Origin of the sequence: Bradyrhizobium sp. CB1015 (genome assembly GCF_025200925.1) — a bacterium.
In the GTDB taxonomy this organism is placed as follows: Bacteria; Pseudomonadota; Alphaproteobacteria; order Rhizobiales; family Xanthobacteraceae; genus Bradyrhizobium.
In genome coordinates, this window is record NZ_CP104174.1 from 3,252,699 (window position 1) to 3,275,921 (window position 23,223).

At 65.3% G+C, this 23,223-nt stretch carries 20 protein-coding genes; 8 read left to right on the top strand and 12 right to left on the bottom strand.

What is annotated here, in order from left to right:
* The first annotated feature begins 59 nt into the window (after positions 1 to 59).
* Genes N2604_RS14905 through N2604_RS14920 form a run of 4 tightly spaced genes read left to right on the top strand, consistent with a single transcriptional unit; the run spans position 60 to position 5,052 of the window.
* Positions 60 to 2,663 carry an ATP-binding protein gene (locus N2604_RS14905; RefSeq protein WP_260375376.1) on the top strand — a complete coding sequence of 868 codons (2,604 nt, stop codon included), beginning with the start codon at positions 60 to 62 and terminating at the stop codon, positions 2,661 to 2,663.
* Positions 2,660 to 3,049 carry a response regulator gene (locus N2604_RS14910; protein ID WP_024340065.1) on the top strand — a complete coding sequence of 130 codons (390 nt, stop codon included), beginning with the start codon at positions 2,660 to 2,662 and terminating at the stop codon, positions 3,047 to 3,049. The genes N2604_RS14905 and N2604_RS14910 overlap by 4 nt, the downstream gene beginning before the upstream one ends.
* Positions 3,046 to 4,296, top strand: coding sequence for an adenylate/guanylate cyclase domain-containing protein (locus tag N2604_RS14915; protein WP_260375378.1), 1,251 nt, complete (start codon positions 3,046 to 3,048; stop codon positions 4,294 to 4,296). The genes N2604_RS14910 and N2604_RS14915 overlap by 4 nt, the downstream gene beginning before the upstream one ends.
* A gap of 9 nt (positions 4,297 to 4,305) precedes the next feature.
* Positions 4,306 to 5,052, top strand: coding sequence for a hypothetical protein (locus N2604_RS14920; protein WP_260375379.1), 747 nt, complete (start codon positions 4,306 to 4,308; stop codon positions 5,050 to 5,052).
* Between the two features lie 75 nt (positions 5,053 to 5,127).
* Here the strand turns inward: N2604_RS14920 and N2604_RS14925 are convergent, their stop codons facing one another.
* The 12 genes from N2604_RS14925 to N2604_RS14980 form a co-directional block, all read right to left on the bottom strand.
* Entirely contained in the window at positions 5,128 to 6,012 is an 885-nt protein-coding gene (locus N2604_RS14925; protein ID WP_260375380.1) for an ABC transporter permease, read from the bottom strand.
* A gap of 3 nt (positions 6,013 to 6,015) precedes the next feature.
* Positions 6,016 to 6,957, bottom strand: a complete 942-nt coding sequence (locus tag N2604_RS14930; RefSeq protein WP_260375382.1) for an ABC transporter permease — start codon at positions 6,955 to 6,957, stop codon at positions 6,016 to 6,018.
* Positions 6,958 to 7,114: 157 nt separating this feature from the next.
* Positions 7,115 to 8,623, bottom strand: coding sequence for an ABC transporter substrate-binding protein (locus N2604_RS14935; protein ID WP_260375383.1), 1,509 nt, complete (start codon positions 8,621 to 8,623; stop codon positions 7,115 to 7,117).
* A 22-nt stretch (positions 8,624 to 8,645) separates the two neighbouring features.
* Positions 8,646 to 9,755 carry an ABC transporter ATP-binding protein gene (locus N2604_RS14940; RefSeq protein ID WP_260375384.1) on the bottom strand — a complete coding sequence of 370 codons (1,110 nt, stop codon included), beginning with the start codon at positions 9,753 to 9,755 and terminating at the stop codon, positions 8,646 to 8,648.
* Between the two features lie 175 nt (positions 9,756 to 9,930).
* The gene (locus N2604_RS14945) at positions 9,931 to 10,920 is read right to left on the bottom strand and encodes an ABC transporter ATP-binding protein (RefSeq protein ID WP_260375385.1); all 990 of its coding nucleotides are present in this window, start codon (positions 10,918 to 10,920) and stop codon (positions 9,931 to 9,933) included.
* A complete protein-coding gene (locus tag N2604_RS14950) occupies positions 10,917 to 11,627 on the bottom strand; it encodes a DUF1028 domain-containing protein (RefSeq protein WP_260375386.1) in 711 nt (236 codons plus the stop codon). Before N2604_RS14950 ends, N2604_RS14945 begins: the two co-directional genes overlap by 4 nt.
* A gap of 9 nt (positions 11,628 to 11,636) precedes the next feature.
* A complete protein-coding gene (locus N2604_RS14955) occupies positions 11,637 to 13,442 on the bottom strand; it encodes a gamma-glutamyltransferase family protein (RefSeq protein WP_260375387.1) in 1,806 nt (601 codons plus the stop codon).
* A gap of 87 nt (positions 13,443 to 13,529) precedes the next feature.
* The gene (locus tag N2604_RS14960; RefSeq protein WP_197947400.1) at positions 13,530 to 14,519 is read right to left on the bottom strand and encodes an ABC transporter ATP-binding protein; all 990 of its coding nucleotides are present in this window, start codon (positions 14,517 to 14,519) and stop codon (positions 13,530 to 13,532) included.
* Complete coding sequence (locus tag N2604_RS14965) at positions 14,516 to 15,502, bottom strand: ABC transporter ATP-binding protein (protein ID WP_260375388.1); 987 nt, start codon at positions 15,500 to 15,502, stop codon at positions 14,516 to 14,518. The genes N2604_RS14960 and N2604_RS14965 overlap by 4 nt, the downstream gene beginning before the upstream one ends.
* A 13-nt stretch (positions 15,503 to 15,515) precedes the next feature.
* Positions 15,516 to 16,487 (bottom strand): ABC transporter permease, encoded by a 972-nt coding sequence (locus N2604_RS14970; protein ID WP_260375389.1) that lies wholly within the window; start codon positions 16,485 to 16,487, stop codon positions 15,516 to 15,518.
* A 10-nt stretch (positions 16,488 to 16,497) separates the two neighbouring features.
* Positions 16,498 to 17,478 carry an ABC transporter permease gene (locus N2604_RS14975; RefSeq protein WP_260375390.1) on the bottom strand — a complete coding sequence of 327 codons (981 nt, stop codon included), beginning with the start codon at positions 17,476 to 17,478 and terminating at the stop codon, positions 16,498 to 16,500.
* A 105-nt stretch (positions 17,479 to 17,583) separates the two neighbouring features.
* On the bottom strand, positions 17,584 to 19,179 hold the full coding sequence (locus N2604_RS14980; RefSeq protein ID WP_260375391.1) for an ABC transporter substrate-binding protein: 1,596 nt from the start codon (positions 19,177 to 19,179) through the stop codon (positions 17,584 to 17,586).
* Positions 19,180 to 19,503: 324 nt separating this feature from the next.
* On the opposite strand from N2604_RS14980, the gene N2604_RS14985 reads away from it, so the two are divergent.
* The 4 genes from N2604_RS14985 to N2604_RS15000 are packed head-to-tail and all read left to right on the top strand — an operon-like array spanning position 19,504 to position 23,160.
* Positions 19,504 to 19,758 carry a DUF6489 family protein gene (locus N2604_RS14985; RefSeq protein ID WP_260375392.1) on the top strand — a complete coding sequence of 85 codons (255 nt, stop codon included), beginning with the start codon at positions 19,504 to 19,506 and terminating at the stop codon, positions 19,756 to 19,758.
* On the top strand, positions 19,758 to 20,558 hold the full coding sequence (locus tag N2604_RS14990; protein WP_260375393.1) for a triacylglycerol lipase: 801 nt from the start codon (positions 19,758 to 19,760) through the stop codon (positions 20,556 to 20,558). The genes N2604_RS14985 and N2604_RS14990 overlap by 1 nt, the downstream gene beginning before the upstream one ends.
* 45 nt (positions 20,559 to 20,603) lie before the next feature.
* The gene (locus N2604_RS14995) at positions 20,604 to 22,154 is read left to right on the top strand and encodes a wax ester/triacylglycerol synthase family O-acyltransferase (protein WP_260375394.1); all 1,551 of its coding nucleotides are present in this window, start codon (positions 20,604 to 20,606) and stop codon (positions 22,152 to 22,154) included.
* 10 nt (positions 22,155 to 22,164) lie between these two features.
* Positions 22,165 to 23,160, top strand: a complete 996-nt coding sequence (locus N2604_RS15000) for an alpha/beta fold hydrolase (protein ID WP_260375395.1) — start codon at positions 22,165 to 22,167, stop codon at positions 23,158 to 23,160.
* Positions 23,161 to 23,223 lie beyond the last annotated feature (63 nt).

Consider the following 23,223-nt stretch of genomic DNA (forward strand, 5'->3'; position numbering starts at 1 on the left):
GGAGCCCCTTCCCGCGCTTGCGAGAGACAAGGTCTGCTCTTCTTGCTAGGTTCCGTGGGATGAGCCTGTCCCTCCACCCCGATACACCTCGAGCTGGGACACTGCCGAGCGCGGCCCTAGGCAAGGCCGCCTCCGGCGACACCGCGGGGCGCGGAATCCGGACCCGGCTCTTTGCCAAATACGTCGCGCTGTTCGTGGCCGTCGTTGCCGTTGCGCTGCTCGCCAATGGCCTGTTCGAGGTCTACTTCTACTATCGCGAGCACAAGGCCTCGCTGATCCGGGTCCAGCACGAGCAGGCCGAGGCGGCCGCGGCCAAGATCAGCCAGTTCGTCAAGGAGATCGAGAGCCAGCTCGGCTGGACCACGCAGCTGCCCTGGTCGGGCGGCTCGATCGAGCAGCGCCGGTTCGACGCGCTGCGCCTGTTGCGCCAGGTCCCTGCGATCACCGAGCTGGCCCAGGTGGATTCGACCGGCAAGGAGCGGCTGCGGGTCTCGCGGCTGGCGATGGACCCGCTCGACAGCGGGATCGACCTGTCGAGCGATCCGAAGTTCACCGAGGCGGTCGCGCGCAAGGTCTATTACGGGCCGGTCTATTTCCGCCGGGGGTCCGAGCCCTATATGACGCTGGCGCTGGCGGGCGCACGCAAGGATGCCGGCGTCAGCATCGCCGAGGTCAATCTCAAGCTGATCTGGGACGTCGTGTCCCAGATCAAGGTCGGCGAGCACGGCAACGCCTACGTGGTCGGCCCGGAGGGCCGCCTGATCGCACATCCCGACATCAGTCTCGTGCTGCGCAACACCGACATGTCCGGCCTCGCCCAGGTGCGGGCCGCGCAGGTCGCGGGCGGCAAGATGCCGGATGCGCTGGAGGAAGAGCACAATATCCAGGGACAAAAGGTATTGACCGCCTCGGCCCCGATCGAGCCGCTGCATTGGACCATGTTTGTCGAGCTGCCGGTTGAGGAGGCCTATGCCGCGCTCTATGCCTCGCTGCAGCGCCTTGCGATCGTGCTGCTTGGGGCGTCCATCTTCGCGGTGCTTGCGGCGGTTTTCCTGGCGCGCCACATGGTCGGGCCGATCCAGGCGCTGCGCAGCGGCGCCGAGCGGATCGGCAGCGGCGATTTCGCGCAACGCATCTCGATCAAGACCGGCGACGAGCTCGAGGGGCTCGCCGATCAGTTCAACGACATGGGCGCGCGCCTGCAGGAATCCTATGCGGACTTGGAAAGGAAGGTCGAGCAGCGCACGGCGGAATTGAGCGAATCGCTGCAACAGCAGACCGCAACTTCCGAAGTGCTCCAGGTTATCTCCATTTCCCCCGGACAATTGGGGCCGGTATTTCGCATCATGTTGGAGAATGCCACTCGCATCTGCCAGGCTGAGTTCGGGTCTCTTTATTTGCGGGAGGGAGACACGTTCCGCGCCATCGCGATGCACGGTGTTCCGGCCGAGCTGAAGGACGAGATCTACCAGAAGCCGACACGGCCGGCTCCGAACACCGTCATTGGCCGCATCGTTCGGACCAGGGAAACCGTGCATGTTGTCGATACGAGGACGGAGCCGGACTTCTTCGAAACACCTCAAGGATATGACGGACCAATACTGGCGCTGCGCGCCGGGGCGCGGACGCTGGTTGGCGTTCCCATGCTCAAGGACGGCGACCTGATCGGCGCGCTTCTGATCTACCGTCAGCGGCCTCTTGCCTTCTCCAGCAAGCAAATCGAGTTGGTGACGAATTTTGCGGCGCAGGCTGTGATCGCCATGGAAAATGCGCGGCTGCTCAACGAATTGCGGGACCGCACGGATGAGCTGTCGCGCTCACTCGAGGATCTGCGCGCCGCTCAGGACCGTCTGATTCAGACCGAGAAGCTCGCCTCGCTCGGCCAGCTCACCGCCGGCATCGCCCATGAGATCAAGAACCCGCTTAATTTCGTCAACAATTTCTCCGTGGTCTCGGCCGAGCTGATCGACGAGCTCAACGAGACCCTGCAATCCGCCGCGCTCGACGGCAAGACCAAGGAGGAGGTCGACGAGCTGACCGGCATGCTCAGGGCCAATCTCGAGAAGGTGGTGCAGCACGGCAAGCGCGCCGATTCCATCGTCAGGAACATGCTGCTGCATTCGCGTCAGGGGTCCGGCGAGCATCGCGCCGTCGACATCAATGCGGTGGTCGAGGAGAGCCTCAATCTCGCCTATCACGGCGCGCGCGCCGAAAGGCCTGCCTTCAACGTCACGCTTCAGCGCGATTTAGACCCGGCTTCTGGCGTGATAGACATCTATCCGCAGGAGATCACGCGCGTCTTGCTGAACCTGATCTCGAACGGCTTCTATGCCGCGGCCAAGCGCAAGGAGAGCGAGCGCGATGCGTTCGAGCCCACGTTGCGCGCGGCAACGAAGAACCTCGGCGATAGGGTCCAGATCCGGATTCGCGACAACGGCACCGGGATTCCGCCTGAGGTGAAGGAGAAGATGTTCAATCCTTTCTTCACCACCAAGCCGGCCGGCGAGGGCACGGGACTCGGCCTTTCAATGAGCCACGACATCGTGGTGAAACAGCACGGCGGCACGATCGACGTGAACACCGCACCCGGTGTATTCACCGAATTCATCATCACCCTGCCGCGGACGATGCCAGCTGGCGACACTTCCGGAGGCAAGTCTTGAACGTTTACATCCTGGTCGTCGATGACGAGCCCGACGTCGAGGCATTGTTTCGGCAGCAGTTCCGGCGCGACCTGCGCGCCGGCCGCTTTCAGATGGAGTTTGCGCTGTCGGCCCCGGAGGCGCTCAAGCGCGCTGCCGAGGTTCGTGATCCCTCGCTGATCCTGATCCTGTCCGACATCAACATGCCAGGCATGAGCGGGCTCGACATGCTGCCGAAGGTGCGTGCCGCGCATCCCGACGTTCCCGTCATCATGATCACGGCCTATGGCGATGCCGAGACGCGCCGCAAGGCGATCGAACGGGGTGCCGTCGGGCTCCTCACCAAGCCGATCGACTTTGCGCTGCTGCGCCAGGAGATCGATACGAGGCTCGAGCAAGCCGCATGACTGCGACCATCCTCTTCGTCGACGACGAGCCGGATCTCGAGGCGCTGATCCTGCAGAAATTCCGCAGGCAGATCCGCGACGGGCAGCTCGCGCTCATCTTCGCGCGCGACGGCCTGGAGGCGCTGGAATCGCTGGAGCAGAATCCGCATGTCGACATGGTGGTCTCCGACATCAACATGCCGCGGATGGACGGTCTGTCGCTGCTGGCGAAGCTCCAGGAGGCCGAGGAGAAGAAGTCGACCATCATCGTTTCGGCCTATGGCGACATGAGCAACATCCGCACCGCCATGAACCGCGGTGCCTTCGACTTCCTGACCAAGCCGATCGACTTCGCCGACCTCGAAGCCACGATCGAGAAGACCATCCGCCATGTGGAGATGCTGCGCGATGTGCGGCGGCGCCAGCTGGAAGCCGAGCGTGCCCATGCCTCGCTGTCGCGCTTCTTCTCGCCGGAGATCGCAAGGCGGCTGGCCGGGGACGTCGATGGCGACGGCATGGAGGTGCAGTGGCGCGACGTCGCCACCCTCTTTACCGATATCACCGGCTTCACCTCGCTGGTCGAGACTGCGCCTCCGCAGACGCTGGGCGAGCTCCTCAACGAATATGTCGGCGGCATGACCGAAATCGTCTTTGCCCATGAGGGGACGGTCGCCAAGATCATCGGCGATGCGATCCAGGTGCTGTTCAACGCCCCTGGCGACCAGCCGGACTATGCAACGCGTGCGGTCGCCTGTGCCCATGCTCTCGACGCCTGGGCAGAGGACTTCTCTGCGCGCTGGAAGGCAAGAGGTGTGAATTTCGGAGCCACCCGCATCGGTGCTCATGCCGGCCCGGCGCTGGTCGGCAATTTCGGCGGCAACCGTTTCTTCGATTACACGGCCTATGGCGACACCATCAATACGGCGGCCCGGCTGGAGGCGGCGAACAAGCATCTGGGAACGCGCATTTGCGTCAGTGCCAGCGTGGCGAAGGGAGCCGAAAACTTTCATGGCCGCCCCGTGGGCGACCTGATGCTGCGCGGACGCAGCGAGCCGCTGCGCGCCTTCGAACCGCTGCCGCAGGCGAAATTCGAAGCGCCGGCGACAACGCAATATGCCGAAGCCTTCGCCAAGATGGAGGCCGGCGATGCCGCCGCCATGCCGGCCTTCGCCGCGCTGGTCGGCATGCACGCCGACGATCCGCTGGCCGGATTTCACCTGAAGCGCCTGCTCAACGGCGCCAAGGGCACTCGCATGCAACTGGAATAGGAGTCCGTCATGACGCGCGAATTCTCGGCCGGCAATTACCGTTTCATTCCGTCGGTGTTCCAATATTCCGCCGGTGCTGCCGCGGATGAGGGCTACGAGATCGAGCGGGTCCGGTTCGACCGCCTGGTGCCGCTCGCGGAAGGATTTGCGCTGGCCGCAAAGTTCATCCAGGAAGCGGGGCGCCCGCTGACGGCTTTCTGCGCCTGCGAGCTGCGCTCGCCGGCGGCCTTCAGCGAGGAAGGCTTTCGCGCGTTCAATCTGCACTATGTGAAGACGCTGTCCGAATGGGGCATCTTCGACGGCACCACCAATCCGGTGGCGCGCAGCAATGTCTGTCCGGAGATCGATCCGCCGTCCCAGCCGTCATTCTATGCGTTCTCCTTCACGCGTCCGACGCGGTCAAACTTGCCGAGCTTCGTCATCGCCGGCGGCGCCGAGGCGCGCGAGGGTAGCGGCACCTATGTCGAGCGCACGGTGCGCTACCGCGACCTCAGCCCGGAGGGGCTGCGCGAGAAGGTGCGCTTCACCACCACATCGCAGATGGAAAACCGGATGGCGGCCTTCGGCTTCGGCTGGAAGGATACGACCGGCGTGCAGGCCTATTCCGTGCACGACTTCCACCACGCGCTGGTGGACGAGCTGGTCCGCCGCGGCGCGCTCCGCTCCGGGCTGACCTGGCATTTCGCCCGTCCACCGGTGGTCGATCTGGAATTCGAGATGGATTGCCGCCGCGTGCTGCGGGAAGTGGTGATCTGAGCGGTCGATGCCTCGTTCTGCACCTCTCCCTACGGGAGAGGTGAACGAAGCCCACCTTCAGCTATTGCTATTGCCTCAGCGCTGCCTTGGGTCGAGCGCGTCGCGCAGGCCGTCGCCGAGCAGGTTCAGCGACAGCACGACGAGGAAGATCGCAAGGCCCGGCCAGATTGCCATCCAGGGCGCCTGGGTCAGGAAGCGTTGTGCCGCGTTGAGCATGCTGCCCCAGGACGGCGCCGGCGGCTGCTGGCCGAGACCGAGGAAGGAGAGGGCGGCCTCGGCGATGATGGCTGCAGCGATCGAGAGCGTCGCCTGCACCAGCAGCGCCGGCAGGATGTTCGGCAGGATGTGCGAGAACGCGATCCGCCACGGCGGATTGCCGAGTGCGCGCGCGGCCTCGACATAGTCTTCGGCTTTGACGACGAGCACCTGGCCGCGGGTCAGGCGGATGAAGATCGGCGTCGCCGAGATGCCGATCGCGATCATGGCGTTGCCGAGGCTCGGGCCGAGGAACGCAGCGAGCGCGATCGCCAGGATCAGGAACGGGCAGGCCAGCATCGCATCGGTGATGCGGCTGATCAGCGCGTCGGCGAAGCCGCCGCGATAGCCGGCGAGCAGGCCGAGCGGTACGCCGATGCCGAGCGCGATCGCGACCGAGATCAGGCCCGCGAGCAGGGACGCGCGCGCGCCGTAGACGACGCGGCTGAGGATATCGCGGCCGAGCTCGTCGGTGCCGAACCAGTGCGCTGCCGTGGGCGGCTTGCGCACCAGGCTCCAGCTCGTCGCAATGGGATCATAGGGCACGATGAGCGGGGCGAGCACGGCAAGCGCGATGAATATCGTGAGCACGAGGAGCCCGAACACCGCTGCCTTGCGCTTGAACAGCCGCCGGCGCGCGCGGCGAGCCGGGCTATCCAGCTCGTCGGCTCGCGTGAGAGGGCTCGGCAGCGCGGCGTCGCTCATGGCTCAGCCCCGAAGCCGCGGATTGACGAGGATATAGGCGATGTCGGCCACGAGATTCAGCGTGATGTAGATCGTGGCCGTCACCAGGACCACGCCCTGCACCACCGCATAATCGCGGTTGAATACGGCATCCACGATCAGCTTGCCGAACCCGGGAATGGAGAAGATCTGCTCGGTCAAAACCGCGCCGGAGAGCAGCGTACCGAGCTCGAGCGCGCCGAGCGTGATGACGGGCGTCAGCGCATTGCGCATGGCGTGCTTGAGGATCACCGTGCGCTCCAACAGCCCTTTGGCGCGCGCGGTGCGCACGTAGTCGCTTTCCAGCACCTGAAGCATGGCGCTGCGCGTATGCCGCATGAGGATCGCGGCGATCGCATTGCCGAGCACGAAGGATGGCATGATGGTGACGGCCAGGCTTGCGCGCCAGTTCTCGGTGAGCGGCACGTAGCCGGAAGCCGGCAGCCATCCAAGCTCGATCGAGAACAGGAAGATCAGCATGATCCCAAGCCAGAAGTTCGGCGTCGAGATGCCCCATAGCGCGAAGAGATTGGCGCCATAGTCCCAGGCCGAGCCTTTCTTGACGGCCGCGACGATGCCGGCAGGAATGCCGATCAGGAACGCGATCAGGATCGCCATCGAGCCGAGCTGCAGCGTCACCGGCAGCTTCTGCGCGATCAGCTCGCGCACCGGCATCTTGTTGCGCAGCGACTCGCCGAAATCGCCCGAGAGCACGCCCTTGATCCAGTAGGCGTACTGCACCGGGATCGGCTGATCGAGCCGGTATTGGCGGCGGATCTGCTCGATCACGGCCGGGTCGCGTTCTTCGCCCGCCATCACCAGCGCGGGGTCACCCGGCAGCAATTGCTGCAGCGAGAAGATCAGCACCGAGACGAAGAACAGCGTCGGCACGATCTGCACAAGTCGGCGGGCGAGGAAATTCAGCATGGTCCCACTCGTGTCCCGGGCGAAGCGCAACATGCAATGTTGCGCTGCTGAACCGGGACCCAGCTGCCACGGTTCGTTGTTGCCATGGGTCCCGGCTCTGCGGAGCAGCGCTTCCGCGCTGCGCCGCGTCCGGGACACGGACTAAATGTCAGGCCGATCACTTCAGCTTGAGACCGACAACGCGGACAAGGCCGTCGGGCATCTGCCTGTAGCCTTCCAGCTTGGTCGTGTGCGCGATGATGATGCGGCGGTGGTAGAGGTAGAGCAGCGGCTCTTCGTCCTGGACCAGCTTGGCCAGGATTTCATAGTTGGCCTTGCGCTTGGCGGGATCGGTGACGAGCCGCGCGTCTTCCAGCGCCTTGTCGGCTTGCGGATTGTTCCACCCGCCGTAGTTCTGCGGCGCACCGTTGTGCAGGAACACGAAGGCGTTGCCGTCGGGATCGATGCGGCCGCTCCAGGCGAGCCAGAAGGCCTGATAATCGCCGGCCTCGGCCTGCTTGAGGCCAGTCGCAAACTCGGTGAGGCGGATCTTCATGTCGAAGCCGGCTTCTGCGGCCATTGACTGGATCATCTGCGCCGGTGTTTCGTTTTCCGCGCCCTTCGGCACCAGGAAATCGACGCTGACCGGCGGCTTCACGCCAGCTTCCTTCAGCAGGGCCTTGGCCTTCTCCACGTCCCGGGCACGGACCGGAAGGGATTTCTGATAGTACGGGTGATCGGGATTGACCCATTGATTGCCGACCTTGAACTCGCCGTTGAACACGACCTGATTGATCGCCTCGCGGTCGATGGCGAGGTCGAGCGCCTGCCGCACCTCGGCGGATTGGCTGAGCGGGCCCTTGGCCTTGTCCTTGCTGATGTTGAGCGTGATGCCCTGATAGCCGAGCTCGATGGCGGTCGCGACCTTCAGCCGCGAATCGGCGCGGACCTCCTTCAGATCGGTGGCGAGCACGCGCTCGATCAGGTCGAGGCCGCCGGATTTCAGGTTTGCGAGCCGCACGGTGGCATCGACGATCGGCTGGAACACGATCTTGTCGATGAAGACGTTGTCCTTGTTCCAGTAGTCGGCGAACTTCTCGAACACGATGCGGTCCTGCTGCACGCGTTCGACGAACTTGTAGGGACCGGCGCAGACCGGGCGCAGGCCGAACTTGTCGCCGGCCTCCTTCGCCGCCTTCGGCGACATCATCATCCCGGCGCGGTCGGTGAGCTGGGCGAGCAGCGGCGAGAACGGCGACTTCAGCACCAGCTTGATGGTGAGGGGATCGACGACCTCGACGTGATCGACCGAGGCCAGCTCCGGTTTGCGGAACGAGCCGGGGAAGGTCAGATGACGTTCCAGCGAGAACTTTGCGGCCTCGGCATCGAGCGGCTCGCCGTCGTGGAATTTCACGCCGGGGCGCAGCTTGATGACCAGCGCCTTGCCGTCGTCGGCGGTTTCGCTCGAGAGCGCGAGCTGCGGCACGATGTTGAGCTTCTCGTCGATGTCGAACAGCTTGTCGCAGAAGGCGGAGAACACGATGCGGCCGACATAGGTGCGCGCCATCGTGGGATCGAGGATATCGGGGTCTTCGGCAAGGCCGATGCGCAAGCTGGTTTGGGCCTGCGCGGCCCCGATCGACACCAGGACGGCGGCGGCCGTTGCGGCCAGGCGAAACATCTTCATCTGTCAATCCCCATTGCTTCGGCTATTTCGTTGCGGACGCGGCGCTCTGTATACCAACCCCGGCGGGGCTGTTGCCTTCCGTCTTTTGGCTGAAGGCCGCGACCAATTTTGCAAGCCCCGGCGAAAACCCGCCGGCGGTGGGCAGAATGGCGTCGGCAGACGGCAGCTCCGCGGTGCGGTGACACGCGGTGGCGTGGCCCGTGCGATCGGCTAGAAGCGCAGGGGCCTCGCTGCGGCAGCGCTCGATCACGTACGGGCAGCGGGTGTGGAACCGGCAGCCGGCGGGCGGATTGAGCGCGCTCGGGATTTCGCCCTCCAGCAGCACCGTCGTTCGCTTCGCCTTCGGCTGCGGCAGCGGGATCGCCGACAGCAGCGCGCGGCTGTAGGGATGGCGCGGCGCGGCGAACAGCGCGTCGGCTTCCGCCGTCTCGACGATCTGGCCGAGATTCATCACCGCGACGTGGTCGGCGATGTGCTTGACCACGGCGAGGTCGTGCGAGACGAAGATGTAGGCGAGGCCGAGCCGGTCCTGCAGCTCGCGCAGCAAGTTCAGGATCTGCGAACGGATCGAGACGTCGAGCGCCGAGACCGGCTCGTCGCAGATGATGAGCTTCGGCTCGACCGCGAGCGCGCGGGCGATGGCGATGCGCTGGCGCTGGCCGCCCGAGAATTCATGCGGATAGCGCCGGGCGAGGCGCGGCTCCAGCCCGACCAGCCGCAGCAGCTCGGCGACGCGCTCGGCCCGCCGCGCCGGCGGCACCAGAGCGTGCAGCGCCAGCGGCTCGGTCAGAATCTGGCCGACCGTCATGCGCGGATTGAGCGAGGCGTAGGGATCCTGGAAGATGATCTGCGCCTCGCGGCGGAAGGCGCGCAAGGCCCCGGCGTCGAGCGCGAGCAGGTCGCGGCCGTCGAAGCGGATCGTGCCGGCATCCGGCTCGATCAGCCGCAGCACCAGCCGGCTGACGGTGGACTTGCCGCAACCGGATTCACCGACCAGGGCCAGCGTCTTGCCGGCCTCCAGCGAGAAGGACACGCCATCGACCGCCTTGACGTGCGCCAGCGCGCGGCCGAGCAGCGAGCGCTGGGCGACGAAATGCTTGACCAGACCGTTGACTTCGAGGAGCGCGGTCATCGTGTCTGCTCCTCGCGGATACAGGTCTCGTGTCCCGGACGCGGCGCAGCACGAAGTGTTGCGACGCTGAACCGGGACCCAGTCTGCGGCCAGATGGGCCCCGGTTCAGCGGTGCACCACCGCGCTTCGCTTGTGCTGCAACGCGCCCGGGGCACGAGGAGAGACAGGAGCGCCATCACGACACCAGCAGTTCGAGCGGCGCGCGGATGCAGCGCGAGAGGTGGCCGTCGCTGACTTCGACCAGTGGCGGCGGCGCCTTGGTGCAGGCGTCGAGCACGAAGGGACAACGCGCGGCGAAGCGGCAACCGGCGGGCGGCTGCGCCATGTTCGGCACCATGCCCTTGATCGTCGCGAGCTGCTCGGCGCGGTGGTCGAGCCGCGGGATCGAGCCGAGCAGGCCGACCGTGTAGGGATGCTGCGGTGCGGAGAACAATTCATCCACCGGTGCGCGCTCGACGATCTCGCCGGCATACATCACGGCGACCTCGTCGCAGACCTCGGCCACGACGCCGAGATCGTGGGTGATCAGGATGATCGCGGCGCCGCTCGTGGCCTTCAGCTCGCGCATCAGCTCCAGGATCTGGGCCTGCAGGGTGACGTCGAGTGCGGTGGTCGGCTCGTCCGCGATCAGCAGGCGCGGGTCGCAGGCGAGTGCCATCGCGATCATGACGCGCTGGCGCATGCCGCCGGAGAGCTTGTGCGGGTAGTCGTCGATCCGACGCTCGGGCGAGGGGATATGGACGCGGCGCAACAGCTCGATCGCGCGTTCGCGCGCGCTCTTTCGCGAGTGGCCCCGGTGACGCAGGATCGTCTCGATGATCTGATCGCCGATCGTAAAGCTCGGATTGAGCGAGGTCATCGGTTCCTGGAAGATCATCGCCAGCCGGTTGCCGCGCAGATCGCGCAGCGTCTGGTCCGGTGTCGTCAGCAGGTCGAAACCGTCGAAGCGGATCGCGCCGGATATTTCCGCGCTTTGCTTCGGCAGCAGGCCCATGATCGCCAGCGACGTCACGCTCTTGCCGCAGCCGGATTCGCCGACGAGACCGAGCGTCGCGCCATTGGCGACGCTGAGATCGACGCTGTCGACCGCGTGGGTGATGCGGCCGTCGTCGCCATGAAAGCGGATACGCAGATCCTTGATCTCGATGAGGGGGCCGGCGCTCATGATCGTCTCGCGCGCGCCGCAGCGATGCTGGCGTCGATGACGCTGCGATCGGTGTTGCCGGCCGGGTTCTGCCGCGTCGGCATGGACGGGCGAAAGTGCACCCACAGCTCCTGGCTGACGCGCTCGAGGCGTTCGAGCTCACTGATGGGATCGGGATGATCGTCGGCGCGAATGTCGAGTGCCGGCCATTCCTCTTCGCCGTGGATCAAGAGCGCGGCCGATTGCTTGCCGCGCTTGTCGCCGCCGGCGGCTTCGCCGGCGCGCAACGCCGCGAGCAGGCGGCGCGGGAAGGGCAGGCTGTCGTTGGCGATATATGTCTTCGCGGTCTCGTCGAGCACGTCGGGGCCGGTGAGCATATTGCCGGCAATCGAGAAGCCGCTGCCTGCGACGTGGCCGCACCAATCGACGCAATCGCGCCCGGTATGCGCGGCGATTGCGCCGCTCGCATCCATGATATGAACCTGGCGGCTCTCGCGGCCGTCATCGGTCGCCAGCAGGGTGGCGAGCACGTCGTGGGCGTTGAGCCCCTCGCGCAACAGCTTGACGCCGTCGATGCCGTAATAGGGATTGACGAAGGCCTGCGTTGCGATGGCGCCGAGACCAGCCGCAATATACGGCACGCGCGCACCGACGGCGAAGAACCGGGTCGCAACAGCGATGCCGAACTGGCTGGTGGCAGGATCGCGCGCGATGATCGACCAGGTCATGTGCTGCCTTCAGCGCCCCGCCGCGTAGCCCTGCATGCCGCGCGGATTGGCGGCGGCGCGGCGGCGTACCCCGACGCGCGAGGCGGCGGTGAGGCGGCCTTCCGACCAGTCGGGACCGACCTCGACGATATGCCCGCGCTCGCGCAGATTTTCGATCGTCGCCTTCGGCACGCGATTCTCGACCACGAGCACGCCGGGACGCGCGGTGCGCGGCCAGAACGAGATCGGGAAATGCTCGGAATGCCAGGCCGGCGCGTCGATCGCTTCCTGGAGATTGAGGTTGCAATGGACGTGGCGCAGGAAGAATTGCGTGATCCACTGGTCCTGCTGGTCGCCGCCGGGCGAACCCCAGGCGAGGTAAGGCTCGCCGTCGCGCAGCGCCATGCTCGGAGAGAGTGTCGTGCGCGGCCGCTTGCCCGGCGCGAGCGCGGCGGGATGGCCTTCCTCCAGCCAGAACATCTGGGCGCGGCTGCCAAGGCAAAAGCCGAGCTCGGGAATGATCGGCGAGGATTGCAGCCAGCCGCCCGACGGCGTCGACGACACCATGTTGCCGTCCCTGTCGATGATGTCGAAATGCACGGTATCGCCGCGCACCTCGCCGAAGCGCCCCACGGTCGGCTCGCCGGCGCCGAGCGCGCCGACGGCCTCGCGTTGACCCTCGGCGCGGCGCAGCTTGACCACGCCGCCGAAGCCTTCGACCGAGCCCGGAATGAAATCGAGCGAGGCCTTGTCGGTGACGAGCTTGCGGCGCTCGTCGTTGTAGGTATCCGACAGCAGCGTTTCGATCGGGATCTCGTTGAACTTGGGATCGCCGTAGAATTTTTCACGGTCGGCAAAGGCGAGCTTGGCGCATTCGATCTGGAGATGGATGAACTCCGGCCCGGTCGGATCGAGCCCGTCGAGCGAAAAGCCCTTGAGCAGCGCGAGCTGCTGCAGCGTCACCGGTCCCTGGCTCCAGACGCCGGCCTTGCAGACGGTATAGCGGCCGTAATCATAGGTGAGCGGCGCTTCGACCGTCGGCTGCCAGCGCGCCATGTCGTCGGCGGAGAGCACGCCGCGATGCGGCGCGCCGCTGACGTCCATCACCTCCTGGGTCCGGCAGAACTTGTCGATGGCTTCCGCGACGAAGCCTTGCGACCAGGCTTTGCGCGCGCGCTCGATCTCGGCATCGCGGCCTCCGGCGCCGCTCTCGGCCTCGCTGAGAATGCGGGCGTAGGTCGCAGCCAGCGTCTTGTTGGTGAACAACGTGCCCGGCCTCGGCACCTCTCCGTGCGGAAGGTAGACGGCGGCCGAGGTCGGCCAGTGCCTGCGGAACAATTGCTCGACGGTCTGGATCGTGGCGCAGGCGCGCTCGACCAGGGGATAACCGTCGCGGGCGTAGGAGATCGCCGGCTCCAGCACGTCGCGCACGCGCATCGTGCCGTAGTCCCGCAGCAGCATCATCCAGGATTCGAAGGTACCGGGAACGCAGGCGGCGAGCAGGCCGGTGCCCGGCACCATGTCGAGGCCCTCGCTCCTGTAATGCGCGATGGTGGCGCGCGCCGGCGCCGGGCCCTGGCCGCAGATCACCTCGGTGCGGCCGCGCCTGACGTCATGGACGATGATCGGGACATCGCCGCCGGGACCGTTCAGATGCGGCTCGACCACCTGGAGCGTGAAGGCGGTGGCGACGCCGGCATCGAAGGCATTGCCGCCCTTTTCCAGGATGGCCATGCCCACGGCCGTCGCAATCCAGTGCGTCGAGGCGACGACCCCGAACGTCCCCTCGATCTCGGGCCTGGTCGTGAACGGATCGGGATTGATATTGCTGCCCATGGGACTTCACCACCTTATTTTCGGCGCGCGCAATTGATCACAGGGCTACGCCGCCGCCAAATGCGCAGGCTGCATGGCACGCGCGCGTCACGCCGGGACCGGCGCGGTGTTGACCGCATGGCAGGCGACGCCGTCGATCAATTCCGGCGTCTCCTTGCGGCAGAGATCGAACGCCAACGGGCAGCGCGGATTGAAGGCGCAACCGGAGGGCGGATTGATCGGGTTCGGGATCTCGCCCTTGACCGGAATGCGCTGGCGGCCGCTCATGGCAAGATCAGGCACGGCGCCCAGCAACATCTTGGTGTAGGGCATGCGCGGATTGGCGAACAGCTCGCGTCCTTCCGCGATCTCGACGATGCGGCCGAGATACATCACGCCGACGCGGCTCGCCATATGGCGCACCACGGCGAGGTTGTGGCTGATGAACATGTAGGTCAGGCCGAACTTGTCCTGGAGGTCGCGCATCAGGTTCAGGATCTGCGCCTGCACGGAGACATCGAGGGCCGAGGTCGGCTCGTCGCAGACGATGAATTCGGCGTCGGAGGCGAGCGCCCGCGCGATCGCGATGCGCTGGCGCTGGCCGCCGGAGAATTCGTGCGGGTATTTCAACCGGTCGTCCGGATGCAGGCCGACGAGGCTGAGCAGCTCGCCGACCCGGGCCTGGATGTCGCGCTCGCCCTGGATCAGGTCGAAGGCGCGGATCGGCTCGGAGATGATGGCATCGACCCGGAAGCGCGGGTTCAGGCTCGCATAGGGATCCTGGAAGATCATCTGGATCCGGCGGCGCAGCTTTCGTCGTGCGAGGGCCTGCCGCGGGTCGGTCATGGAGATGCCGTCGATCAGCACGTCGCCGGCGCTTGGCGGGAGCAGGCCGACGACCATGCGTGCCACCGTGGTCTTGCCGGAGCCGGACTCGCCGACCAGGGCAAACGTCTCGCCCTTCCTGATGTCGAAGGTGACGTGATCGACCGCCTTGAGATATTCGAGATGTCCGCCTTCGAGCACGCGGTTGAGCCATGGCTTCGAGACGTCGAAGACGCGGCGCAGGTTTGTGGCCTGGACGAAGGGAGCGCTCATGCCACGCTCTCCGCCGGCACATCGTCATAGAGGTGGCAGGCAACGGATTGCGCGCCGCGCGGCAGCGGCTCCGGCCGCTCGATACGGCAACGATCGAAGGCGAAGGCGCAGCGCGGATTGAACGAGCAGCCGCGCGGGATCGCCGACAGGCGCGGCATGGAGCCCGGGATCTGCACCAGGCGCTTGTCGTCGCCGGCAAGCGTCGGGATCGCGCCCATCAGGCCCTTGGCGTAAGGGTGCAGCGGATTCTTCACGACGTCCTGCACCGGGCCGATCTCGGCGACACGGCCGGCATACATCACGGCCACGCGGTCCGACGTCTCGGCGATCACGCCCATGTCGTGGGTCACCAGCATCACGGCGGTGCCGTGGTCGCGGCCGAGGCGCTTGATCAGCGAGATGATCTGCGCCTGCACGGAGACGTCGAGCGCGGTGGTCGGCTCGTCCGCGATGATCAGCTCCGGCTCGGCGCAGATCGCGAGCGCAATCACGACGCGCTGGCGCATGCCGCCGGAAAATTCGTGGGGATAGCCGTCGATGCGCTTTTCCGGCGCGGGAATGCCGACTTCGGCGAGCAGATCGATGGCGCGGCGGCGGGCGGCCGACTCGGACAGATTGAGATGGGTGCGGATCGTCTCCACGATCTGGTCGCCGACCTTGTACAGCGGGTTCAGCGATGTCAGGGGATCCTGGAAGATCATCCCGATGCGCTTGCCGCGCACGCGACGCATCTCCTCCGGCGGCAGATTGTCGATACGCAGGCCCGCGAGACGAATCTCGCCGCCGGCGATGCGGCCGGGCGGATCGATCAGGCCGATCACCGCGAGGCCGGTGACGGACTTGCCGGCTCCGGACTCGCCGACAACTCCGAGCACCTCGCCCTTGGCGATGTCGAACGAGACGCCGTCGATGGCGCGCAGCGTGCCGCGGCGGGAGGCGAACTCCACGTGAAGATCACGTACGGAAAGGACAGGTTCGGTCATGGACGAGGCGTATTCATCGAAGCTTCGGATTGAGCGCGTCGCGCAGCCAGTCGCCGAGCAGGTTGATCGACAGAATCAGCGCCGCGAGCGCAAGCCCCGGGAAGGCGACGATCCACCATTCGCCCGCGAACAAATAATTGTTGCCGATGCGGATCAGGGTGCCGAGCGAGGGCATGGTGTCGGGCAGGCCGACGCCGAGGAAGGACAGCGTCGCCTCGGTGATGATGGCGAGCGCGAGGTTGATGGTGGCGATGACCAGGATCGGACCCATCGTGTTCGGCAGCACGTGCCGCAGCATGATCTTCGGCGCCGGCAGGCCGATCAGCTGCGCGGCGGCCACGTAGTCCTTGTTCTTCTCGACCATCACGGAGCTGCGCACGGTCCGGGCATAGCCCACCCAGAAGCTCAGGCCGATCGAGATCACCAGCACCGCCAGCATGCTGGTGGCGTCCAGCCGGTTGCCGAGGATCGACTTCGCGATGCCGTTGACCAGAAGCGCGATCAGGATGGCAGGGAAGGTGAGCTGTACGTCGGCGATCCGCATGATGACGCCGTCGACCGCGCCGCCGAAATAGCCGGCGATCAGGCCGAGCGCGATGCCGAGCGCGCCGGCGAAGATCACGCCGGCGACGCCCACGGCGAGCGAGATGCGCATGCCGTAGAGAATGGCGGAGAACACGTCGCGGCCCTGCTCGTCGGTGCCGAGCAGGAACGGGCTCTGACCGTCCGCGGTCCACAGCGGCGAAATCCGCGAATTCATCAATTGCAATTGTGCCGGATCGAACGGGTTCTGCACCGCAAGCACGGAGGCAAAGATCGCAAGCAGGAAGAACAGGACCGTGATGGCCGCGGCCGCCATGGTGAGCTTGGAGCGGCGGAACGAATAGAACAGGTCGCTGTCGAGCGTGCGGCTGAACCAGCCATGGGCGGCCTGCACCGGCTGTGCGCCTTGCTTGTCGGAATTGGAGACGACTGCGTCGGACATGCAGGCTGCCCTATGCGGCGCGGCCGACGGTCGAGCGCAGGCGCGGATCGACCACCGTGTAGAGAATGTCGACCACCAGATTGATGGAGACGAAGATCAGTGAAACCATCAGCAGGTAGGCGGCCATGATCGGAATGTCGACGTTTTGCACGGCCTGGACGAACAGAAGCCCCATGCCCGGCCATTGGAACACGGTTTCGGTGATGATCGAAAATGCAATAACCGAGCCAAACTGAAGCCCGGCCACGGTGATCACGGGAATCAGCGTGTTCTTCAGCGCGTGGCCGAAATGGATGGCACGCGTGGTCAGCCCCCTGGCACGGGCGAAGCGGATATAGTCGGTTCGCAAAACTTCCAGCATCTCCGCGCGCACCAGCCGCATGATCAGCGTCATCTGGAACAGGCCGAGCGTGATCGAAGGCATGATCAGGGCCTTCAGTCCAGACACCGTGAGCAGGCCCGTCGTCCACCAGCCGAGCTTGACCACCTCACCGCGGCCGAACGACGGCAACCAGCCCAATGTCACCGCGAACAGATAGATCAGGAGAATGCCGATCAGGAAGGTCGGCAGCGAGATGCCGATCAGCGAGACCGCCTGGAATAATTTGGCCAGCACGGTATCGCGCTTGAGGGCCGAATAGACGCCCATCAGGATGCCGCAAACCATTGCAAACACGGTCGCGCAGATCGCAAGTTCCAGCGTCGCGGGCATGCGCTCCATCAACAGGGCCGCGACCGGCTGGCGGAACTGGTAGGAGACGCCGAACTTGAACTGCGCCGCATCGGCGAAATAGCGCACGAACTGCACCGGCACGGGGTCGTCGAGGCCGAGCGACTTGCGCACGATCGCGCGTTCGGCTGCCGAGGTGTCGATCGAGACGATCTGATTGACGGGGTCGCCGGCGAAACGGAACATCGAGAAGGCGATGATGCCGACGGCGAACATGACGCCGATGGCCTGAACGGCGCGGCGAAGCGTGAAAGCGAGCATGCCTTCCACTTTCCTTGGGTGAGCGTGCGGCCGACGTCCTTGTCGGCCGGAAAAGGAAAGGTCCCGGAAGGCGGATGCCGCCGGGACCTCGTGTTCAACCGATGCTTATTCCTTCTTGGTTGCCCAGTGGAACATGACGAGATTGTCGGCGCGCTGCGGCAGGTTGACCTTCTTCGATACGCCCCAGGCCAGCGCCTGCTGGTGCAGCGGGATGTAGGCCCAGTCCTTCATGCCGATTTCGTAGGCCTGCTTGATCAGCTGGTTGCGCTTGGCGGTGTCGGCTTCGACCAGCACCTTGTCGGTGATGGCGTCGAACTCCTTGTTGCAATAGCCGCCGAGATTGGCCTCGCCGCGCGAGGATTTCGCATCGTCGCGGCAGCCCATGATGTCGTAGAGCACGTTGTGGGAGTCCATCGTGCTCGGGGTCCAGCCCAGCAGGTAGAACGAGGTCTGGTAGCCGCCCTGCTTCAGCACCTTGGCGAAGTACTGCGCCTTCGGCTGCGCCAGGAGATTGATCTTGACGCCGATGCGGGCGAGCATGCCGACCACGGCCTGGCAGATCGCGGCATCGTTGACGTAGCGATCGTTCGGGCAATCCATGGTGACCTCGAAGCCGTCGGGGTAACCGGCTTCGGTCAGGAGCTTCTTGGCGCCGTCGGGATCGAATTTCGGCCGCGTGAACTCCTTGGACAGCACGAACAGTTCCGGCGCGATCATCAGCGCCGATGGCGTCGACAGGCCGCGCATCACGCGCGTCTTGATCAGCTCGATGTCGATCGCCTTGTAGAAGGCCTCGCGGACGCGGGCGTCCTTGAACGGGTTCTTGCCCTTGATGTTGGAGTAGAGCAGCTCATCGCGCATCTGGTCGAAGCCGATGAAGATGGTGCGCAGCTCCGGCCCTTTCAGCACCTGGGCATTCGGGCTGGAATCGACGCGGGAGATGTCCTGGATCGGCACCGGCTCGATCACGTCGACTTCGCCCGACAGCAGCGCGGCAACGCGGGTGGCGTCGGAAGCGATCGGGGTGAAGATGATCTCCTTCAGATTGCCTTCGACCTTGCCCCAATAATTGGGATTGGCCTTGAACACCGTCTTCACGCCGGGCTGGTGGCTTTCGATGACGAAGGGGCCGGTGCCGTTCTCGTGCAGCGAGGCATAGCTCGGCGTGGTCGCCGCCACCGGCGTCGGATCGACGACGTTATTCTCCTCGGCCCATTTCTTGTCCATGATGTACCAGACATCCCACGCATTATGCAGGATGGGATTGGGCGAGGGCAGGACGAAGTCGACGGTGTAGTCGTCGACCTTGACGACCTTGACGTCGGGCGCAAGACGGGTCTGCATGTTGGACCCCTTCTTGCGGACGCGATCGGCCGAGAACACCACGTCGTCGGCGGTGAAGGGATCGCCGTTGTGGAATTTCACGCCCTTGCGCAGATGAAAGCGCCAGCGGGTCGGCTCCGGGGTTTCCCAGCTTTCCGCCAGTGCCGGAATGATCTTGAGGTCCTTGTCGCGCGCGGTGAGGCCCTGATAGACGTGGCCGAGATGGGCGTGGGTGGTGCTCTCGTTCAGGGTATAGGGATCGAGCGATTTCAGGTCACCCTGGTTGGCATAACGTAGCGTCTGGCTGGCTGCTGGCGAGACCGCCAACGCAAGCGTACCGGCGAGCGTCGCCGCAAACAGACTTTGACCGACTGACATTCTTGACCCTCTCCACACTGCCGCGCCGGTGATTTTTGATTAATTCGGCGGGGCTGACTGATCCATGTTGCCCAGAGTTCTCGACCCGTGCAAGCATCATTCCAGCAAGGAACGCGCCAAGTTGCACCGCTGTGCAGCAATGCTGCCCGGCAATCCCGGGCAGGCCCGGCGAGCTTCTGCGTGGGTCGCGGGCCGGACAATTTGATTGACCATACCGGTCGATCGGGGAAGCCGGTTCTAGCGGCTTCCCCTCAGGTCGCTTGCGTTGCAGACCTTCTCGCGGTGATACTCCGACAGGCCGCTCGAATCTCATCTGGAGGGGACATGAAGGTTAACATCGAAATCGACTGCACCCCCCTCGAGGCCCGTCAGTTCTTCGGTCTGCCTGATGTGGGGCCGATGCAGACGGCGGTGATGGACAAGCTGCAGCAGCAGGTGCTCAGCAACATCGAAAAGGTCTCGCCGGAATCGCTGATCCAGAGCTGGTTCACCTTCGATCCCAAGATCGCCGAGCGGTTTCAGGACATGTTCGTCGCGATGGCTGGCCTCGGCGGCACGCGCGGCGACAAGAAAAAATAGTGTCGCCCGGACCGGACGGGGCGCTGCAAGAAGGCCGGCTTCGTCCGCCGGGTCTCGGCCTGCTGCTGGCCGAAGCCCGTGGGCTATTCGAGTTGAATGCGAGCCTATTGCTGTCGCCGCTCCTGATGCGAGCCCCGCGGGGCGATGGCCATCCGGTGCTGGCGCTGCCGGGCTTTCTTGCCAGCGATCTCTCGATGGTGCCGCTGCGGCGCTATCTCAGCGAGCTCGGCTATGAGGCGCATGCCTGGCGGATGGGCCGCAATCTCGGCGGGCTCGGGCGCATGCGGGATTCGCTGCGCATGCGCTTGGCCGAAATCCATGCCGCCACGGGACGCAAGGTCAGCCTGGTCGGGTGGAGCCTCGGCGGCGTCTATGCCCGCGATCTCGCGCTTTGGGCGCCCGACAAGGTCCGCTACGTCGTGACGCTCGGCAGCCCTTTTGCCAACGACGTGCGGGCGACCAACGCCACGCGGCTCTATGAGACGCTGTCCGGCGAGCGGGTCGAGGATTTTGCGGAGGCGCGCGAGGCGATCGCGGGCGATCTGCCGGTACCGGCGACGTCGGTCTATTCGCGCGCCGACGGCGTGGTGAACTGGCGGACCTGTCTGCTCCGTCCCTCCGAGCGCGCCGAGAACATCGAGGTGCTATTGGCGAGCCATATCGGGCTCGGCGTGAACCCGGCGGTGCTGTGGGCCGTGGCGGACCGCCTGGCGCAACCGGAGGGAGACTTCTGGCCATTTGACCGGGCAGGACCCTTTGCCATTGCATATGCCCCGCCGGACCGGGCAGTATCGGTCTGACGAGAAGCGCCGCCAAGGCGCCCGTCGAAGATTCGGGAGGGAACCATGGCTGACGGTAAGAAGCTGTCGTCGCTTGACGCGTCGTTTCTCTATCTGGAAACGCCGGAGATGCCGATGCATGTCGGCAGCATGGCGATCTTCCGCCTGCCTGACGACTACAAGGGCGATTTCTTCGAAGACTTCAAAGCGATGATCGTCTCGCGCCTGCACATCGCGCCGATTCTCAAGGCGCGGCTGGAGAAGGCGCCGCTCGACATCGATCATCCCTCCTGGGTCGAGGACGACCAGTTCGACATCGACCGCCACATCTTCCGCGCCAGCCTGCCGCAGCCGCGCGACCGCGCCACGCTCGAGCGCATCGTCGGCTGGATGCATGCCAAGCTGCTCAACCGCGCCCGCCCGCTCTGGGAGTTCTACGTGTTCGAGGGCATGAAGGACAACGAGGTCGGGCTCTATTCCAAGATGCACCATGCCGCGATCGACGGCGGCGCCGGTGCGGCGCTGACCAACATGATCTACGACATCTCGCCGATTCCGCGGAAGGTCGATCCGCCGACGGCTGGCAGCAAGCCCGGGCAGGAGCCGCGCGACATCGCCGCCAACCTGCTCGATTCCTATCAGCAGCTGTTCAGCCAGCCGCTGGAGGCTTCGCAAGCGGCGAAGAACCTGCAGCTGCCGCGCACCGGCAAGAGCGATATCGGCTCGATCCTGTTCGACAACGCGATGTACCAGATCGAGAGCGCCGTTCGATTTGCCGGCAACATCCCGACCGTGCTCAAGAGCGTCTCTGACGTGCTCGGCAAGATCGCCGATCCCAAGTCGCGCGAGAGCCTCGCCAGCATGGTGTCGCCGCCGACCATGCTCAACAAGACGATCTCCTCGGAGCGCAGCTTTGCCGGCGTGTCGATCCCGCTGTCGCGGGCGAAGGCGCTGGCCAAGCAGGCCGGCGGCAAGCTCAACGACGTCGTGCTGGCGCTCGCCTCCGGCGTGGTTCGCCGCTATCTCCTGCAATATGGCACGCTGCCGGCGAAATCCTTGACGGCAGCGGTGCCGATCTCGCTGCGCGAGGAGGGCAACACCGAGGCCAACAACCAGGTGTTCGGCATGATCTGCTCGATCGCGACCAACATCGAGGATCCCAAGGCGCGGCTGGAGGCGATCATCGCGCAATCGACCAAGTCCAAGGAGATGTCGCATCCCTTGCGCGCGTTGATGCCGCAGGTCTCCAACATCTCGATGCTGGGCGCACCGATCATGGTGCAGATCCTGGCGCTGCTCTACAGCCGTTCGAATCTTTCCGACGTGCTGCCGCCCGCGGCCAACATCACCGTGTCCAATGTGCCCGGGCCGCGGCAGACGCTCTATGCCGCCGGAGCCGAGCTATTGCACATCTTCCCGGTGTCGATCTCCACCCACGGGCAGGCGCTCAACATCACCGTGCAGAGCTATCGCGACCAGCTCGATTTCGGCTTCATCGTCGGCGCCAACATCATCCCGCACGTGCAGGTGATGTGCGACATGCTGCCTGAGGAGTTCGCCGCGCTGGAGGCGGCCTACACGCCGCCGGCCGCTGATATCAAGGGCGCTGCGGAGTAAGGAATTTGCAATGATTGAGATGCCCCCGCTCAAGTTCGCGACGACGAACGGAATTCGCATGGGCTATTACGAGGCAGGCCCGGCCAATGACAAGCCGCCGGTCGTGCTGTGCCACGGCTGGCCCGAGCTCGCCTTCTCCTGGCGCCACCAGATCAAGGCGCTGAGCGAGGCCGGCATCCGCGTGATCGCGCCCGACCAGCGCGGCTATGGCGCGACTGACCGGCCCGAGCCGGTCGAGGACTACGACATGGAGCATCTGACCGGCGATCTCGTCGGGCTGCTCGATCATCTCGGAATCGACAAGGCGATCTTTGTCGGCCACGACTGGGGCGGCTTCGTCGTCTGGCAGATGCCGCTGCGGCACCCCACGCGTGTCGCCGGTGTGGTCGGCGTCAACACCCCGCATTGGGACCGCGCGCCGATCGACCCGATCGCGCTCTTTCGCCAGCGTTTTGGCGACCAGATGTACATCGTCCAGTTCCAGGACCCCGCGCGCGGGCCGGACAAGATCTTCAGCAGCCGTGTCGAGCAGACTTTTGACGCCTTCATGCGCAAGCCGGCCGCGCGCCCTCCGGGTGCGCCCGAAGAACAGCCGATTGCCGGCATTGGTGCTTCGCCCCGCATCAACCTGGCGTTCCCGCAGATGATTGCGAATTACGACGCCAGACATGATCCGCGCACGCCGATCCTGTCGGCAGACGAGAAGAAGGTGTTCGTCGACACGTTCGCGAAGACCGGCTTCACCGGCGGCATCAACTGGTACCGCAACTTCACCCGCAACTGGGAGCGCGCGAACGGGTTGGACCACCACATCCACGTGCCCTCGTTGATGATCATGGCCGAGAACGATGCAGTGCTGCCGCCCTCGGCGGCCGACGGCATGGAGAAGCTGATTGATGACCTCGAGAAGTATCTGGTGAAGGACAGCGGCCATTGGACGCAGCAGGAGAAGCCGGAAGAGGTCAGCGCCAAGCTGATCGAATGGCGTAGAAGGCGGTTTGGCTAACGACGCAGTCGTCATCCCGGGGCGATGCGTAGCATCGAACTATGGTGCGCTCTTGCGCACCTG

What these genes read in the sequence shown, in the direction of transcription:
- N2604_RS14905 (WP_260375376.1), top strand. Translation starts at nt 60, where the DNA reads ATGAGCCTGTCCCTCCACCCCGATACACCTCGAGCTGGGACACTGCCG.
- N2604_RS14915 (WP_260375378.1), top strand. Translation starts at nt 3,046, where the DNA reads ATGACTGCGACCATCCTCTTCGTCGACGACGAGCCGGATCTCGAGGCG.
- N2604_RS14920 (WP_260375379.1), top strand. Translation starts at nt 4,306, where the DNA reads ATGACGCGCGAATTCTCGGCCGGCAATTACCGTTTCATTCCGTCGGTG.
- N2604_RS14925 (WP_260375380.1), bottom strand. Translation starts at nt 6,012, where the DNA reads ATGAGCGACGCCGCGCTGCCGAGCCCTCTCACGCGAGCCGACGAGCTG.
- N2604_RS14930 (WP_260375382.1), bottom strand. Translation starts at nt 6,957, where the DNA reads ATGCTGAATTTCCTCGCCCGCCGACTTGTGCAGATCGTGCCGACGCTG.
- N2604_RS14935 (WP_260375383.1), bottom strand. Translation starts at nt 8,623, where the DNA reads ATGAAGATGTTTCGCCTGGCCGCAACGGCCGCCGCCGTCCTGGTGTCG.
- N2604_RS14940 (WP_260375384.1), bottom strand. Translation starts at nt 9,755, where the DNA reads ATGACCGCGCTCCTCGAAGTCAACGGTCTGGTCAAGCATTTCGTCGCC.
- N2604_RS14945 (WP_260375385.1), bottom strand. Translation starts at nt 10,920, where the DNA reads ATGAGCGCCGGCCCCCTCATCGAGATCAAGGATCTGCGTATCCGCTTT.
- N2604_RS14950 (WP_260375386.1), bottom strand. Translation starts at nt 11,627, where the DNA reads ATGACCTGGTCGATCATCGCGCGCGATCCTGCCACCAGCCAGTTCGGC.
- N2604_RS14955 (WP_260375387.1), bottom strand. Translation starts at nt 13,442, where the DNA reads ATGGGCAGCAATATCAATCCCGATCCGTTCACGACCAGGCCCGAGATC.
- N2604_RS14960 (WP_197947400.1), bottom strand. Translation starts at nt 14,519, where the DNA reads ATGAGCGCTCCCTTCGTCCAGGCCACAAACCTGCGCCGCGTCTTCGAC.
- N2604_RS14965 (WP_260375388.1), bottom strand. Translation starts at nt 15,502, where the DNA reads ATGACCGAACCTGTCCTTTCCGTACGTGATCTTCACGTGGAGTTCGCC.
- N2604_RS14970 (WP_260375389.1), bottom strand. Translation starts at nt 16,487, where the DNA reads ATGTCCGACGCAGTCGTCTCCAATTCCGACAAGCAAGGCGCACAGCCG.
- N2604_RS14975 (WP_260375390.1), bottom strand. Translation starts at nt 17,478, where the DNA reads ATGCTCGCTTTCACGCTTCGCCGCGCCGTTCAGGCCATCGGCGTCATG.
- N2604_RS14980 (WP_260375391.1), bottom strand. Translation starts at nt 19,179, where the DNA reads ATGTCAGTCGGTCAAAGTCTGTTTGCGGCGACGCTCGCCGGTACGCTT.
- N2604_RS14985 (WP_260375392.1), top strand. Translation starts at nt 19,504, where the DNA reads ATGAAGGTTAACATCGAAATCGACTGCACCCCCCTCGAGGCCCGTCAG.
- N2604_RS14995 (WP_260375394.1), top strand. Translation starts at nt 20,604, where the DNA reads ATGGCTGACGGTAAGAAGCTGTCGTCGCTTGACGCGTCGTTTCTCTAT.
- N2604_RS15000 (WP_260375395.1), top strand. Translation starts at nt 22,165, where the DNA reads ATGATTGAGATGCCCCCGCTCAAGTTCGCGACGACGAACGGAATTCGC.